Annotated in this window: 12 protein-coding genes, 2 tRNA genes and 1 riboswitch; of the genes, 5 read left to right on the top strand and 9 right to left on the bottom strand. The window is 73.7% G+C overall.

Annotation, left to right across the window (positions count from 1 at the left end; translation table 11 throughout):
* The first annotated feature begins 202 nt into the window (after positions 1 to 202).
* From FHX78_RS18135 to FHX78_RS18120, 4 genes are all read left to right on the top strand, one after another.
* Positions 203 to 1627, top strand: a complete 1425-nt coding sequence (locus FHX78_RS18135) for an NsdA family TPR-like regulatory protein (protein WP_145868476.1) — start codon at positions 203 to 205, stop codon at positions 1625 to 1627.
* A 54-nt stretch (positions 1628 to 1681) separates the two neighbouring features.
* Positions 1682 to 2929, top strand: a complete 1248-nt coding sequence (gene lhgO / locus FHX78_RS18130; RefSeq protein WP_145868475.1) for an L-2-hydroxyglutarate oxidase — start codon at positions 1682 to 1684, stop codon at positions 2927 to 2929.
* Positions 2930 to 3068: 139 nt separating this feature from the next.
* A complete protein-coding gene (gene trmB / locus FHX78_RS18125) occupies positions 3069 to 3932 on the top strand; it encodes a tRNA (guanosine(46)-N7)-methyltransferase TrmB (protein ID WP_145868474.1) in 864 nt (287 codons plus the stop codon).
* A 31-nt stretch (positions 3933 to 3963) separates the two neighbouring features.
* A complete protein-coding gene (locus FHX78_RS18120) occupies positions 3964 to 5436 on the top strand; it encodes a PrsW family intramembrane metalloprotease (protein WP_145868473.1) in 1473 nt (490 codons plus the stop codon).
* 126 nt (positions 5437 to 5562) lie between these two features.
* Here FHX78_RS18120 and FHX78_RS18115 read toward each other — a convergent pair whose 3' ends face one another.
* The 5 genes from FHX78_RS18115 to FHX78_RS18095 all read right to left on the bottom strand — a co-directional run bounded on the left by FHX78_RS18115 (position 5563) and on the right by FHX78_RS18095 (position 10172).
* Entirely contained in the window at positions 5563 to 6582 is a 1020-nt protein-coding gene (locus tag FHX78_RS18115; RefSeq protein WP_145868472.1) for a M23 family metallopeptidase, read from the bottom strand.
* A gap of 12 nt (positions 6583 to 6594) precedes the next feature.
* Positions 6595 to 6752: riboswitch (cyclic di-AMP (ydaO/yuaA leader) on the bottom strand.
* 310 nt (positions 6753 to 7062) lie between these two features.
* A tRNA-Met gene (locus tag FHX78_RS18110) sits at positions 7063 to 7136 on the bottom strand.
* A 63-nt stretch (positions 7137 to 7199) separates the two neighbouring features.
* Positions 7200 to 8333, bottom strand: coding sequence for a dihydrofolate reductase family protein (locus tag FHX78_RS18105; RefSeq protein WP_145868471.1), 1134 nt, complete (start codon positions 8331 to 8333; stop codon positions 7200 to 7202).
* A gap of 126 nt (positions 8334 to 8459) precedes the next feature.
* Positions 8460 to 9119, bottom strand: a complete 660-nt coding sequence (locus FHX78_RS18100) for a response regulator transcription factor (protein ID WP_145868470.1) — start codon at positions 9117 to 9119, stop codon at positions 8460 to 8462.
* Between the two features lie 27 nt (positions 9120 to 9146).
* Positions 9147 to 10172 (bottom strand): HAMP domain-containing sensor histidine kinase, encoded by a 1026-nt coding sequence (locus tag FHX78_RS18095; protein WP_145868469.1) that lies wholly within the window; start codon positions 10170 to 10172, stop codon positions 9147 to 9149.
* A gap of 441 nt (positions 10173 to 10613) precedes the next feature.
* On the opposite strand from FHX78_RS18095, the gene FHX78_RS18090 reads away from it, so the two are divergent.
* Positions 10614 to 10934, top strand: a complete 321-nt coding sequence (locus FHX78_RS18090) for a DUF3040 domain-containing protein (RefSeq protein ID WP_145868468.1) — start codon at positions 10614 to 10616, stop codon at positions 10932 to 10934.
* Here FHX78_RS18090 and FHX78_RS18085 read toward each other — a convergent pair.
* The 4 genes from FHX78_RS18085 to FHX78_RS18070 all read right to left on the bottom strand — a co-directional run bounded on the left by FHX78_RS18085 (position 10932) and on the right by FHX78_RS18070 (position 14609).
* Positions 10932 to 11004 (bottom strand) — tRNA-Lys (locus tag FHX78_RS18085). The two genes, FHX78_RS18090 and FHX78_RS18085, sit on opposite strands and share 3 nt — an antisense overlap.
* A gap of 152 nt (positions 11005 to 11156) precedes the next feature.
* The gene (locus FHX78_RS18080; RefSeq protein ID WP_145868467.1) at positions 11157 to 13337 is read right to left on the bottom strand and encodes a DEAD/DEAH box helicase; all 2181 of its coding nucleotides are present in this window, start codon (positions 13335 to 13337) and stop codon (positions 11157 to 11159) included.
* Positions 13338 to 13637: 300 nt separating this feature from the next.
* Complete coding sequence (locus tag FHX78_RS18075) at positions 13638 to 14186, bottom strand: hypothetical protein (RefSeq protein ID WP_145868466.1); 549 nt, start codon at positions 14184 to 14186, stop codon at positions 13638 to 13640.
* A 72-nt stretch (positions 14187 to 14258) separates the two neighbouring features.
* Positions 14259 to 14609 (bottom strand): metallopeptidase family protein, encoded by a 351-nt coding sequence (locus FHX78_RS18070; RefSeq protein WP_189908708.1) that lies wholly within the window; start codon positions 14607 to 14609, stop codon positions 14259 to 14261.
* Positions 14610 to 14666 lie beyond the last annotated feature (57 nt).

The raw sequence follows: 14666 nt of genomic DNA, 5'->3' as shown, positions 1-14666 counted from the left end.
AGAAGAGCGCACGCGCAGGCGCACGGCCACACACCGGGAGCGCGCCGCAACTGCGCGTATCGGACCCGCACTTCAGTACGGACCACATTCCCGCCATCCGGAAGAATGCCCCTTAACGCTTGGGATGCGGCGAACTACGCTGGGTTTACGAATGCCGCGTGGTTATGCCAGCGCGGCAGCCGTCTGTGTCGAGGGGTGGCGCATGTCCAGGGAGCAACGCGGGCCGAACGAAAAACTCGGCGCCGTTCTCGCCCTCGCGGGAATCTCCAACGCAGGCCTCGCGCGACGCGTCAACGACCTTGGCGCCCAGCGGGGACTGACACTTCGCTACGACAAGACGTCGGTGGCGCGCTGGGTGTCGAAGGGCATGGTGCCGCAAGGCGCCGCCCCGCACCTGATCGCCGCCGCGATCGGCCAGAAGCTGGGGCGACCCGTGCCGCTCCACGAGATCGGCCTGGCGGACGCGGATCCCGCACCCGAGGTGGGCCTCGCCTTCCCCCGGGACGTCGGACAGGCGGTGAAGTCCGCCACGGAGCTGTACCGGCTGGACCTCGCCGGCCGCAGAGCCGGCTCCGGCGGCATCTGGCAGTCGCTCGCCGGGTCGTTCGCGGTGAGCGCCTACGCCACGCCCGCCTCGCGCTGGCTGATAACCCCGGCCGACAGCTCGGTGGCGCGTGAGGTGAACCCGGCCGACGGAGCCGGCGCACCGCTCAAAGTCGGCCACAGCGATGTGCGCAAACTCCGCGAGGCCGCCGAGGACGCCCGGCGCTGGGACTCCAAGTACGGCGGCGGCGACTGGCGCTCCTCGATGGTGCCCGAATGCCTCCGGGTGGAGGCGGCGCCGCTGCTGCTCGGCTCCTACTCCGACGACGTGGGCCGCTCGCTCTTCGGCGCCGCGGCCGAGCTCACCCGCCTCGCCGGCTGGATGGCCTTCGACACCGGCCAGCAGGAGGCCGCCCAGCGCTACTACATCCAGGCGCTGCGCCTGGCCCGCGCGGCGGCCGACGTCCCCCTCGGCGGGTACGTCCTGGCATCGATGTCCCTCCAGGCGACCTACCGGGGCTTCGGCGACGAGGGCGTGGACCTCGCCCAGGCCGCGCTGGAGCGCAACCGGGGCCTGGCCACCGCCCGCACCCTGAGCTTCTTCCGCCTCGTCGAGGCCCGCGCGCACGCCCGCGCGGGGGACGCCCAGGCGGCCGGGGCCGCCCTGAAGTCGGCGGAGAGCTGGCTGGAGCGCTCCCGGCCGGGCGACAGCGACCCGTCCTGGCTCGGCTTCTACTCCTACGACCGTTTCGCCGCCGACGCCGCCGAGTGCTACCGCGACCTGAAGGCGCCCCGCCAGGTGCGCCGCTTCACCGAGCAGGCGCTGTCGAAGCCGACGGAGGAGTTCGTGCGCTCGCACGGGCTGCGGCTGGTGGTCTCGGCGGTCGCCGAACTGGAGTCGGGCAACCTGGACGCGGCCTGCGAGCAGGGCGTGCGCGCGGTGGAGGTGGCGGGCCGCATCTCCTCCGCCCGCACCACCGAGTACGTCAAGGACCTGCTGCACCGGCTGGAGCCCTACGGCGACGAACCCCGGGTGGCGGAGTTGCGCGAGCGCGCCCGGCCGCTGCTGATGACCACGGCGTGACCCGGCGGCGCCGAAGGCCCGCCTCCCGGGTTTGAAGCCGTTGTCAGTGGCGCAGTGCACTATCGGAACCGGGAGGTGGTGCGGGTGGCGGGGCAGGCGTACGACTGCGACGTGCTGGTGGTCGGCGGCGGGATCGTCGGCCTGTCGACGGCGTACGCGATCAGCCGGGCGGCGCCGGGCACGCGGGTCACGGTGCTGGAGAAGGAGCCCGGTCCCGCCCGTCACCAGACGGGCCGCAACAGCGGCGTCATCCACAGCGGCATCTACTACCGCCCCGGCTCGCTGAAGGCCCGGTACGCGGTGCGGGGCGCCGCGGAGATGGTCAAGTTCTGCGCGGAGTACGACATCCCGCACGCCGTGACGGGCAAGCTGATCGTCGCCACCGCCCGCGACGAGCTGCCCCGTCTGCACGCGCTGGTCCAGCGCGGCCGGGAGAACGGCATCACGGTCCGCGAACTGGGCGCCGCGCAGATGGCGGAGTACGAGCCGGAGATCGACGGCCTGGCCGCGATCCACGTCGGCACCACCGGCATCTGCGACTTCGCCGCGGTCGCCCGCCGTCTCGCGGAGGCGTCCGGCGCGGAGATCCGCTACGGGGCGCGGGTCGTACGCGTCGACCGCCGCCCCGACCGGGGCGTCGCGGTCCTGACGGCCGCCGGCGACGTCGTGCGCGGCCGGATCATGGTGAACTGCGCCGGTCTGCACTGCGACTCGATCGCCCGCCTGACCGGTGACGAGCCCGGCGCCCGCATCGTGCCCTTCCGCGGCGAGTACTACGAGCTGGCCCGGCCCGACCTGGTGCGCGGCCTGGTCTACCCGGTGCCCGACCCGGCGTTCCCCTTCCTCGGCGTCCACCTCACCCGCGGCATCGACGGCAGCGTGCACGTCGGTCCCAACGCGGTCCCGGCGCTGGCCCGGGAGGGCTACGACTGGGGCACGGTGCGTCCCCGCGAGCTGGGCGCGACCCTGGCGTGGCCGGGCTCCTGGCAGCTGGCCCGCCGCCACTGGCGGTACGGCGGCGGCGAGCTGCACCGCTCACTGTCCAGGAGGGCCTTCGCCAAGGCCGTGCGCCGGCTCCTGCCCGCCGTGCGGGAGGAGGACCTGGTGCCGGCGGCGGCCGGGGTGCGGGCACAGGCCGTGCTGCGGGACGGCACCCTGGCCGACGACTTCCTGATCCGGGAGACCCCCCGCGCGGTCCACGTGCTGAACGCGCCCTCGCCCGCGGCGACGGCGTCCCTCCCGATCGGACGGGAGGTCGCCCGACGCGCCCTGACGGCCCTGGCGGCGGCGGAGGGGCGGTAAGGACACGGCCACCGCCCGCCGACCCCCGCCCGTGGCCCCGGGCACCGGCACCGGCACCGGGCACCAGGCACCAGATCACCGACCCCCGCCGCACGACCACGACACCCGCCCACCGGACCCCCGTAAAATCGACAGCACTGTGTCTGACTCCGTGAGCGCCACCCCCGAAGCCCCGCACCCCGCCCACTCGCCCGGTGTGTCGATCCGCCATGCCCGGGCCAAGGGCGAGCCGCGGTTCCCGGACGGGCCGAAGGCCGACCCCGCCGGATCGCACTTCGAGCGGCGGATCCGCAGCTTCCAGCCCCGCCGCAGCCGTGTCACCGCCGGTCAGGCGGACGCGCTGCAGCGGCTCTGGCCCACCTGGGGCTTCGACGTCGACGGCAGCCGGCTGCTCGACCTCGCCGCGTTCTTCGGCAACGACCACCCCGTCGTCCTGGAGATCGGCTTCGGCATGGGCGAGGCCACGGCGACGATGGCCGCCGCCGACCCCGCCACCAACATCCTCGCCGTGGACGTCCACACCCCCGGCCAGGGCAATCTGCTCAACCTCGCCGACCAGCTCGGCCTGGACAACGTACGGGTCGGCAACGGCGACGCGATCATCCTGCTGCGCGAGATGCTCGCCCCCGACTCCCTCGACGGCCTGCGCGTCTACTTCCCCGACCCCTGGCCCAAGAAGCGGCACCACAAGCGCCGGCTGATCCAGCCGGAGTTCCTCACCCTCGCCGCCACCCGGCTGCGGCCCGGGGCGGTGCTGCACTGCGCCACCGACTGGGAGCCGTACGCGGAGCAGATGCTCGACGTGCTCACCGCGCACCCGGCCTTCGAGAACACGCAGGCGGACGGCGGTTTCGCGCCGCGTCCCGGGTTCCGGCCGCTCACCCGTTTCGAGGGGCAGGGACTGGACAAGGGTCATGCCGTGAACGACCTGCTCTTCCGGCGCGTACCGCACGGCGAACGGGCCGGGCACCGCCCCGAAGACCGGGCCCGAGACAGCGTGTAGACCCTTCCCCTCCCTCGTTAGGGCCGATTCCGTGGCTTCCAGCCCCCCGTACCCGGCGCCTCCCGGCGAAGACACCGGCGGACCGCCGCGGCACGCGCACTGGTGGCAGCGCCCCTGGGTGCGCTACGGGGCGCTGATCACCCTGCTGACGCTCTCCGGGCTGGTCATCCTCGCCCTGGTCCGCGAGCAGACCGGCACGCACGGCTTCCTGGTCGGACTGGGACTCGCCGTCCTCCCGGTGCCGCTCCTCGTGGCCGCCTTCCGCTGGCTGGACCGGGTCGAACCGGGACCCTGGCGGAACCTGCTGTTCTCCTTCGCCTGGGGGGCGTGCGCGGCGGCGCTGATAGCGATCGTCGCGAACAGTTTCGCCACACAGTGGATAGCGACGGCGACCGCCGACCCGGCCGGCGCGGACACCCTCGGCGCGACCGTCATAGCCCCGGTCGTGGAGGAGTCCGCGAAGGCCGCCGCCGTCCTCCTGGTGTTCCTCTTCCGCAGACGGGACTTCTCCGGGATCCTCGACGGCGTGGTGATAGCCGGGGTCACCGCCACCGGCTTCGCGTTCACGGAGAACATCCTCTACCTGGGTACCGCCTTCGGCACCGACCAGCTGACCGGCGACAGCGGCATGGCCTCGGTGACCGCGGCGACGTTCTTCGTCCGCATCGTCATGTCGCCGTTCGCGCACCCCCTGTTCACCGTGCTCACCGGGATCGGCTTCGGCATCGCCGCGCTGTCCGGCCCCCGGCAGCGGCTGCGCCGCGTACTGCTCCCGCTGGGCGGGCTGCTCCTCGCGATGGGCATGCACGCGCTGTGGAACGGCTCCTCGACGCTCGGCCAGTACGGCTTCTTCGCGGTGTACGCGGCGTTCATGGTGCCGACGTTCGGACTGCTGACCTGGCTGGTGGTGTGGACGCGGCAGCGCGAGCTGCGGACCGTACGGTCGGAACTGCCCGCGTACGCGGTGGCCGGCTGGCTCACTCCCGCGGAGCCGTTCGCGCTCGGCTCGATGCGGGCGCGGCGCATCGCGCGGCAGTACGCGCGCCGGTACGGCGGGCGGGCGGCGGCCCGGGCGGTGGCGCAGTACGAGGCGTACGCGACCTCGCTGGCGTTCCTGCGGCACCGGGGGCGGCTCGGGCGGGCGGGGACGGACTTCGTCACGCGGGAGCGGGAGCTGCTGCTCGAGCTGTGGCACCGGCGGGGAGCGGCCCGTCCGGCCCTGGACCACGCGGCCCGCGCCCTCGCGCCCCCGGCCCCGGTCACCGCGGCGCCGTGGCCGGTGCACGGGGTGTACGGCCAGCAGCCCCATGGGCAGGGGCAGGCACACCATGGCCAGCCGTCACACGTGCAGGCGCCCCATGGGCAGCCACTACATGTGCAGGCACACCACGCGTATCCCCCACACGGCCATCCGCCGCAGGGTCCGCTGCCGTACGGGCATCCCTACGCCGCGTACGCCCCGTACCCGGACCCGCGGCCGAACCCGGATCCCCGCCGGTCCTGACCGATCCTGACGGATCCTGACCGGTCCAATCACCCCGCCTCACCCCGCCCCGCACACACCTGACCGGCAGCCCTGACGTCGGGGGGGTCGTCGTCGGGACTGCCGGGATTCAGGGGGCGTCGGTTCTCAGGGGGTGAGGCCCTTGTCGCGCAGCCAGGCCAGCGGGTCCACGCCCGAGGTGGAACCGCCGGGGTGGACCTCCAGGTGGAGGTGGGCCCCGGTGGAGTTGCCGGTGGAGCCGACACGGCCGATCACATCGCCGGTGCTGACCTTCTGGCCGACGCTGACGCTGATGGAGGACTGGTGGGCGTACCAGATCTCGGTGCCGTCGTCGAGGGTGAGCACGGTCTTGTAGCCGTAGGAGCCGTCCCAGCCGGCGGAGGTGATCGTGCCGGTGTGGACGGCCTTGATCAGGGTACCGGTGGGGGCAGCGAAGTCGAGGCCGGTGTGGTAGCCGGAGGACCAGTAGGCACCGGCCTGCATGAAGGTGGAGCTGAGGGTGTACGAGGAGGTCGGCAGCGCGTACTGCTTGGCCAGTGCGGCGAGGCGCTCCGCCTCGGCCTTCTTCCTGGCCTCCTCCTCCGCCTTCTTCTTGGCGGCGGCGGCCTTGGCCTTGGCCTCCTTCTCCGCCTTGGCGACGGCCTCGGCGGCCTCCTTCTCGGCGGCGGCCGCGGCCTCGGCGGCGGCCCTGTCCTCCGCCTGGTCCTGCTGCTGCTCGACCTGGGCCATGATCCGGGCGCGCAGCGCCTCACCGGCGCCGGCGGTGGCCTGCTCGTCGTCGGCGGCGCTCATGCCGATGTCGCTGAGGGGCGTGGCCGAACCCTTGGGGGTGTCCTCGTCGGAGATGAGGGAACCCACGTTGGGGAGGTCGGGCACGGAGATCGAGACCGGCGGCTTGCCGGTCTGGGCGCTGGCCATGCCGCCCGCTCCGACCGCGGCGATGACGCCGACGCCGAGGACGGTGGAGCTGCGGGCGAGCCCGCCGCCGCGCTGCTTGGCCACGCGGTGCCGGCCACGTACCGGGCGGATGGTCTCCGCAGTGGGGTTCCACTCCTCGAAGGGGCCCTCGTCGGTGCGGATGCCGCCGTAGGCGAAGGTGTCGCTCGGCTGGTACGGGGCCTCGGGGGCAGGCCGGTTGGACGCCACGTGGGCGTACTCCTTTCCTTCCTTCTCCGCCTACCGGGTTAGCTGACGGGTTCGGAGCAGGAAGGTCTCCTACGCGCGTATACGCACCGTGTTGCCACGGCGGTATCCACGCGATTCACCCCATGGTGATGGTTCCCCGGTTCCCTTGCGGGATTCGGCGCGTGCGCACGGAGCCGACTTCTGTGACGGCTGGGACGACCGCGCTGCGTTATCGAACGTTAATAGACGCGAGGGTCGTATTCCAAGCTGTTCCTCTTGATCGTTAACGATTTCCGTGGGGACTTAACCGCCACCGACGCCCAAAAACGGGCGAGTTGACCGCGCTTCGCGCGCCCGCTCTCTTCTGACGGTATGTCAGTTGTTATGCGCTGCGGGGTGGATCCCTCACGCTGGGTGACAGCGGAATCTCGGGAGAAGTCGGCGGGAGCCGGAAAACACCGAGGGCCGGAACCCTTTCGGATTCCGGCCCTCGGCCTTCAGTAGCGGGGACAGGATTTGAACCTGCGACCTCTGGGTTATGAGCCCAGCGAGCTACCGAGCTGCTCCACCCCGCGTCGTTGAAACCAGTGTACGCCATGCGCGGGACACGAAGCACACCCGTTGTCGCCGGCCCCGTTTCACCGGCCGGTCAGATGGCCGTTCGGCGCCTTGGCCCGGTCCTCGTACTCCGGCAGGACCACCACGGTGGCGCCCCCCTCGGCCAGCACCCCGCTGCCGTCGGCGCCCGCCACGAAGGTGTCCGGCTCGCGCCAGGCCGTGACCACCCGCCGCACCCCCGTGTCCAGGATCAGCCGGGCACAGGGCGCCGGCCGGGACGCGCGGCGGGCGCAGGGCTCCAGGCTGGAGTACACGGTGGCGGCCGGGAGCCGGGGGTCCATGGGGTCGATCTTGGCGAGCGCGGCCTCCTCCGCGTGCACCACCGGGTCGGTGCCCTCCCGGGAGTGGCCGCGCGCCAGCTCCGTACCGTCGGCCGCCACGACGACCGCGCCCACGCTGAACGCCGTCGTGGAGGGCGGGCACTCGGCGGCCAGCGCGCAGGCGAGCGCCAGCCAGTGGTGGTCGGCGGCGACGGGCAGCGGGCCGGTGCCGGGCGCGGTGGGCTCGTAGCGCGTCAAAACGACGTCACCCACCGGGCGGGTCTCGACCAGCCGCAGCCGGCCCGCCTGGTACGCGCCGGGGCCGAAGAGGCGGGGCGCGTCCGGGTCACCGACGAACAGCGGGGCGAGGACGAGCTGGAGTTCGTCCGCGAGGCCCTGGGTGAGCAGCTGGGTGTGGATCCGGCCGCCGCCCTCGACCATCAGCCGCCGGACGCCGCGCACGGCGTGCAGGTGCTCCAGCAGCCGCCGCCAGTCGAGGTCGGGGCCGAGCGGGACGACGTCGGCGGCGACACCGAGGGCGTGTGCCCGCTCGGCGCCCCGGTCGGTGGTGTAGAGCACCTTCGCGCCACCGGTGTGCCAGAACCGCGCCGCCGGGTCGAGGTCGCCGGAGCCGCTGACGGCGACCTTGAGCGGGTACTCGGGCCGGCCCGCGGCGACCCGGGCGGCGCGCCGGGCGGGCGAGTAGACCAGCAGCCGGGGGTTGTCCGCGCGGAGGGTGCCGGCGCCGACCAGGACGGCGTCCGCGGATGCCCGCACCTCGTCGACCCGGTCGAAGTCCTCCGGGCCGGACAGCAGCAGCCGCTCGGGGCCGGTGTCGTCGAGGCAGCCGTCCAGGGAGACGGCGGCGGACAGCAGGACGTACGGGTGGGGCATCGGCGTACTCCGGGCGGGGAACGGCGGCCGGCGGGACCGCGGCGGGCGGGCCGGTGCGGCCCGGTTCCAGTCTGACAACCCGCGCGGCCGGCGTACGCCCGCACCCCGCTCCCGCGCCGGGCGGGCTCAGGGCTCGATCAGGCCGACGCGGATGGCGTACCGGGTCAGTGCCAGGCGGTCCTTCAGGCCGAGCTTGGCCAGGAGGTTGGCCCGGTGCCGCTCCACCGTCTTGGGGCTGATCACCAGCAGGCCCGCGATCTGCTGCGAGGTGTGGCCCTCGGCGACGAGCTTGAGGATCTGCTCCTCGCGGTCGGTGATGGCCTTGGCGGGCAGGCTGCGGCCCTCCCGCGCGAGGTCGAGGTAGTGGTGGATGAGCGCGTTGACCGCCCCGGGGTAGAGGAACGGCTCACCGCGCATGGTGGCGCGGCAGGCCTCGACGAGGTCGCGGTCGGCGACGGACTTCAGGACGTACCCCGAGGCCCCGGCGGCCAGCGCCTCGAAGAAGAACTGCTCGTTGTCGTACATGGTCAGGACGAGGATGCGGGTGTCCGGCAGGGCGCGGGAGAGCTCGCGGGCCGCCTGGAGACCGGTCAGGCGGGGCATGGCGATGTCCAGGACGGCCAGGTCGGGCCGGTGCTCACGGGCCTGCTCCAGGGCTTCGACGCCGTCGGCGGCCTCGGCCACGACGGTCAGGTCCGGTTCGCCGTCCAGGATGAGGCGGACCCCCCGGCGGACCAGCGCGTGGTCGTCGGCGAGGAGGATGCGGGTGGGGGCCGGGTCGTTCATGTCAGCGTTTCCGGTCGGGGGCGTCGGTCACGGGGGCGGGGCGTGCGCGGGCGCGGACCCGCGTACGGGAACGAGGGTGTGCGCGGGGAAGCGGACGGGGACGGGGACGGCCAGCCGTACGACGGTGCCGACGCCGGCGCCGGACTCCACGGTCGGCTCGGTGCCGGACTCCACGGTCAGCCCGGCCCCGATGAGCAGGGCGCGTTCCCGCATGCCGCGGACGCCGGCGCCCTCCGGTGCGCCGCCGGTGCCCCGGCCGTCGTCGCGGACGCGGAGTTCGACACCGCCGGGGGTGCGGTGCAGGGCGATCTCGGCGCGGTGGGCGCGGGCGTGGCGGACGGTGTTGGTGAGCGCTTCCTGGGCCACCCGGTAGAGGACCAGCTCGGCCTCGCGGTCCAGCGGCGGCAGGTCCGGCGCGAGACGGTGCCGGACGTCGAGCCCCGGCCCGGCGAACTCGGCGGCGAGCGCCTTCAGCGCGCTGGCCAGGCCGAGTTCGTCCAGGACGCCGGGGCGCAGCCGGCGGGCGATGCGCCGGATCTCCTCCAGCCCGGCCCGGGTGGCCTCCTGGACCTGGCGGAGTTCCTCGCCCAGGCCGGGCGGTGCGTGGTCGGCGGCGCGCTTGAGCTGGAGCAGGACGGCGGTGAGGGACTGGCCGACCTCGTCGTGCAGTTCCCGGGCAACCCGGCGGCGTTCCGCCTCCTGGGCCGACAGGGCGCGGGCGCTGCTGGTGGCGCGCTCGTCCTCCAGCCGGTCGAGCATCGTGTTGAAGGTGGTGATCAGCTCGGCGATCTCGCCCCGCCCGCCGACCGCGGGCCGGTGTCCCGGGCGGAGCAGGTCGGTGGTGGTCATGGCGCGCGTCAGGCGTTGCAGCGGCGCCAGACCGATCCGCAGCAGCAGCGCGTTGGCGACCAGCATGGCGGCGAGCCCCGCCGTGAGGACCGCGGCCTCGGTGAGCAGCACGGGAGTGGACACGGTGACCGGGCCCAGCAGCAGGGCCGTGGCGACGATGAGGACGACGGCGTTCAGCAGGAAGATCCGCCAGAACAGAGGCACCCGTACCGCCTCCTCACCGTGGGCCGCTCCTGGTGGGCTCCCGGTGCGGCGGGAGCCCGACGGCCCGCCTGCCGGGGGCGCGGCGGGGGCCGTCGTCCTCCAGCCTGTGTGCCGGGCGGGCCCGGCGCCATCGGTGACAGCCCCCATTTCGGCGCCGGAACCCCCACCCCCCATCCCGCCCGGGTGCGCACCGGCCCCGGGGCGGGATGGGGCCCGTGACCGATGGCCGGATCCGGCGGCGCCGGGCCACGCTGGAGTCCGCGCACCGGGCGGGTGATGACCTCGGCGTACGGGCAAACTCCCTTGTAGCGGCCCGAGTTCGCGGCTGACCCACGCGTCGCCCGGTACGTCCCCGGCGGCACGGAACCGATGCCCGGCGGTGTCCGGAGCGACGGCCGCCGACGGTGCCGCCGGGCGGCCACCCCCTGGGAAGGAGGAGCCGTGCCCCAGTCCGACGACGAGCGCCTCGTCGACCTCTCGGCCCGACTCGCGCACGAGGATCCCCGTTTCGCCCGCTCGCTGTCCGCCGGGCGGCCGGCCCGCCCGCGCGAGTACCGGCGTACGGGTGCCCGGTGGCTGCTGGCCGTCGGGGTGACCATGCTGGTGGGGGGCGTGGCCGTCGCCGACGGGCTGCTCATCGCGGCGGGCCTGGTCCTCACCGGGATCACGGTCCAGCTGCTCGACCCCGACCACCCGCGCACCGGCCGCCCCCGACACGACGAACCCCGGCCCGGACGTCGTCCGGACCGGGGTCACCGGTAGGCCCTGTGGGACTCGAACCCACAACCAATGGATTAAAAGTCCACTGCTCTGCCAATTGAGCTAAGGGCCCCTGGCGATGTTGCCTCCACGAGCATAGCCGGACGCGGGCGGGTCTCCGATCGGGTATCGGGCGGGCGGGCCCCGTCGTGTCCCGTGGGGACGCGGAAGGGCCCGCGCGACGGGTGTCGTGCGGGCCCTTCCGGTCAGCTCGGTGAGGTCGTGTCAGCCGTTGCGCTTCCAGCGCGGCTTGTCCTCGCGGCGGCCGAAGGAGCCGCCGCCGCGGTGGTCGTCACGACGGCCGTGGGGGCGGTCGTGGGCGCCGGTGCGGAAGCCCGGGCGGTCGCCCTGGCGGTCGCGGTTGAAGGGACGGTCGCTGCCGCGGTGTCCGGTGCGCTCGTCACGGCGGAAACCGCCGCGGTCGCGGTCGCGGTTGAAGCCGCCCCGGTCGTCACGGTCACGGTTGAAGCCGCCCCGGTCGTCACGGCGCTCGAAGGAACGCCCACCACGGTCACCACCACGGTCACCACCGCGGTCGCCCCGGTCGTCGCGGCGGAAGCCGCCACGGTCACCGCGGTCGTCGCGGCGGAAGCCACCGCGGTCGCCGTCACGGCGGTCGTCCCGGCGGAAACCGCCCCGGTCGTCACGACGCTCGAAGGAACGCCCACCACGGTCACCACCACGGTCACCGCGGTCGTCGCGGCGGAAACCGCCACGGTCCCCGTCACGGCGGTCGTCCCGGCGGAAGCCACCCCGGTCGTCACGACGCTCGAAGGAACGCCCACCACGGTCACCGCGGTCGTCGCGGCGGAAACCGCCACGGTCCCCGTCACGGCGGTCGTCCCGGCGCTCACGGCGCTCGTACGGCGCGGAGGAGTCCGTACGCTCCGTGCGCTCGACCCGCTCCACGTCCCGCGAGGTCGGCTGCTCGGGCAGCGTCACCTCGGCCTCGGCCGCCACGACGGCGGCCGCCTCGGCCACCACCGTCTCGACGTCCTCGCCGCGCTCGCGCGCGACCCGGGCCAGCAGCCGGTCGGACTCCTCGCGCAGCTCCGCCGCGCGGCGCTGCGCCCGCTCCAGCTCCTTGGTGAGCTGGGCGACCTCGCGCTCGGCCTGCTGCGCCGCGTTGCCCGCCGACTCGGCCTGCACCTCGGTCATGGACCGGGCGCCGGTGATCTCGGCGACCTCCGGTTCGAAGGCCGCGCCGCCCTGGATGATGTGGCGCGTGGCGTCGACGCCCGCGTCCTCCATCAGACGGAAGATCTGGCGCCGCTGGTGCGGCAGGGACAGCGAGACGACCGTGCCCGTGCGCCCGGCGCGCGCCGTGCGGCCCGCGCGGTGCAGGTAGTCCTTGTGGTCGCCGGCCGGGTCCACGTTGAGGACGAGGTCGATGCCGTCGACGTGGATGCCGCGCGCGGCGACGTCCGTCGCCACGAGCACGTTGACGTAGCCATCCTTGAAGTCGGCCAGCGTCCGGGTGCGCGCGCCCTGGGTCATGCCGCCGTGCAGCGCGTCCGCCTTCACGCCCGCGTCCCGCAGCTGCTCGGCGACGCGGTCGGCGCCCAGCTGGGTGCGGACGAAGATGATGGTGCGGCCCTTGCGGGAGGCGATGGCCGCGGTGACCGGCGCCTTGTCCTTGGGCTTCACGACGAGGATGTGGTGCGACATGGTCGTCACCGCGCCCTGCGCCGCGTCGACCTCGTGCGTCGCCGGCTTGTCGAGGTACCGGTCGACGAGGGTCTTGATCTCGTTCTCCATGGTCGCGGAGAACAGCATGCGCTGGCCGCCCGCCGGGACCTGGTCGAGCAGTTCGGTGACCTCGGGCAGGAAGCCCAGGTCGGACATCTGGTCGGCCTCGTCGAGAACGGTGATCTGCACGTTCTCCAGCGAGCAGGCGCCGCGGTTGATGATGTCCCGCAGCCGGCCCGGGGTGGCGACCAGGACGTCGACGCCGCGCTCGAGGGCGTAGATCTGGTTGCCCATGGAGGTGCCGCCGCAGACGACCTTCATCTTGAGGCCGAGGACGTCGCCGTAGGGCTGGAGCGCGTCGGCGACCTGCATGGCCAGCTCGCGCGTCGGCGTCAGGATGACGGCGCGCGGCTTGTGCTTCTCGGTGCGGCCGCCGGCCAGGGTGGCCAGGGTCGGCAGACCGAAGGAGAGGGTCTTGCCGGAGCCGGTGCGGCCACGGCCGAGGATGTCCCTGCCGGCCAGGGCGTCCGGGATGGTCGCGGCCTGGATCGGGAAGGGGGTGGTCACGCCGTTCTGCGCGAGCTTGCGCACGACGCCCTCGGGGAGACCGAGGTCGGCGAAGGTGGGCTCGGGAGCCGCCACCTCGGTGGTGACGTCGATGTCCGTGTCCTCGGTGTTCTCGGGCACGACGACGTGATCAGTACTGGCGATGGGCATACGAATGCGAAACCTTCCGGAGTCTCTTCGGCACGCGCCCGTCAACTCCGTGATTCGCGATTCGCAATATGACCGCCTCAATGCGGTCCACCACGGCAAGGGAGAGTACGCGCCACACGGCGCGCTCTGCAGTGGCGCCGGGCAAATAGGATCAAACGATCTGCCACCATACGCACCTCCACCCCCCGAAAGCAAACCGAGCCCGATGCCCCGGAACGATCCGCAGGTCAGCGGGGTGATCCAGGAAGAGGGGCCGGCCGGGTCGGCGGGCGGACACGCGGGTGGGCGAGGGAGGGAACGCTAGAACGGCGCCCCCGCTTCCGGCGCCGGCTCCCGCTGCGCCAACTGGGTCTGGGGCGGCTCGTGCGCCGACGACGAGGGCTCCGCCTGCGTCGGCTCCGGGGACGCCGACGGCTCGGGCGGGGTCGGCGTCGGCTCGGGCTCCGGCGTCCGCGTCGGCTCCGGCGGAACGGGCCGGTCGTCGGGGGTCGGCTTGGCCGGCCCACCGGGCTCGTCCTCGGCCGTCGCGGAACGGCTCGCCCCCGCGGACGGTGACGCGTCGGGGGCCGCGGACTCGTCCTGCCCGGCCTTGTTCCCCTTGCCGCCCTTGCGCCCCTTGTCCCGGCCGCGGTCGCCGCGCTCGCCGTCGGCCGCGGCGGCGCCGTACCCGGGCCCGCCGCCCGACACCGCCGCACCCCCGTCGGGTTCCTCACCGCCCGGCCGTTCGGCGGAACGCGACGGCCCGGCGTGCCCGCCCGCGCCGTCCTCACCCACGCTCACACAGCCGGCGGCAGCGGCGACGGCCACGACGGCGGCGGCCAGGCGGACTGGTACGTACAAGCGGCGCACGGGCCACCTCCGATGGGAGTGCAGGGTCAACCACCCCAACTCCCGCCCCCCACAGGAGGACACGCAAACGGCCTAGCCGTAACCGAGCGCGTGCAGCCGGGCGTCGTCGATCCCGAAGTGGTGCGCGATCTCGTGCACCACCGTGATCTCCGTCTCGGCCACGACGTCCTCCTGGGACTCGCACATCCGCAGCGTCGGCCCCCGGAAGATGGTGATCCGGTCCGGCAGCACCCCGGCGTACCACTCGCCCCGTTCCGTCAGCGGGGTTCCCTCGTACACCCCGAGCAGTTCCGGATCGTCCGCCGGCGGTTCGTCCTCGACGAACACCGCGACGTTGTCCATCAGTCGCGTCAGCTCCGGAGGGATCCGGTCCAGCGCCTCGGCGACCAGTTCCTCGAACATCTCGCGCGTCATCTCCAGCACAGAGCCATTGTCAGGTACGAGCCGTCCGTACGAGATGCCCAAGGGCCCCGCATATCC

This window comes from Streptomyces capillispiralis (assembly GCF_007829875.1).
Classification (GTDB): domain Bacteria; phylum Actinomycetota; class Actinomycetes; order Streptomycetales; family Streptomycetaceae; genus Streptomyces; species Streptomyces capillispiralis.
Note: the sequence above shows the minus strand (reverse complement) of the source record. Positions and strands in the feature narration are given on the sequence as shown.

Bases quoted from the DNA above. Each gene is read 5' to 3' on its own strand.
- FHX78_RS18135 (WP_145868476.1), top strand. From the start codon at position 203: ATGTCCAGGGAGCAACGCGGGCCGAACGAAAAACTCGGCGCCGTTCTC.
- FHX78_RS18105 (WP_145868471.1), bottom strand. From the start codon at position 8,333: ATGCCCCACCCGTACGTCCTGCTGTCCGCCGCCGTCTCCCTGGACGGC.
- FHX78_RS18100 (WP_145868470.1), bottom strand. From the start codon at position 9,119: ATGAACGACCCGGCCCCCACCCGCATCCTCCTCGCCGACGACCACGCG.
- FHX78_RS18080 (WP_145868467.1), bottom strand. From the start codon at position 13,337: ATGCCCATCGCCAGTACTGATCACGTCGTCGTGCCCGAGAACACCGAG.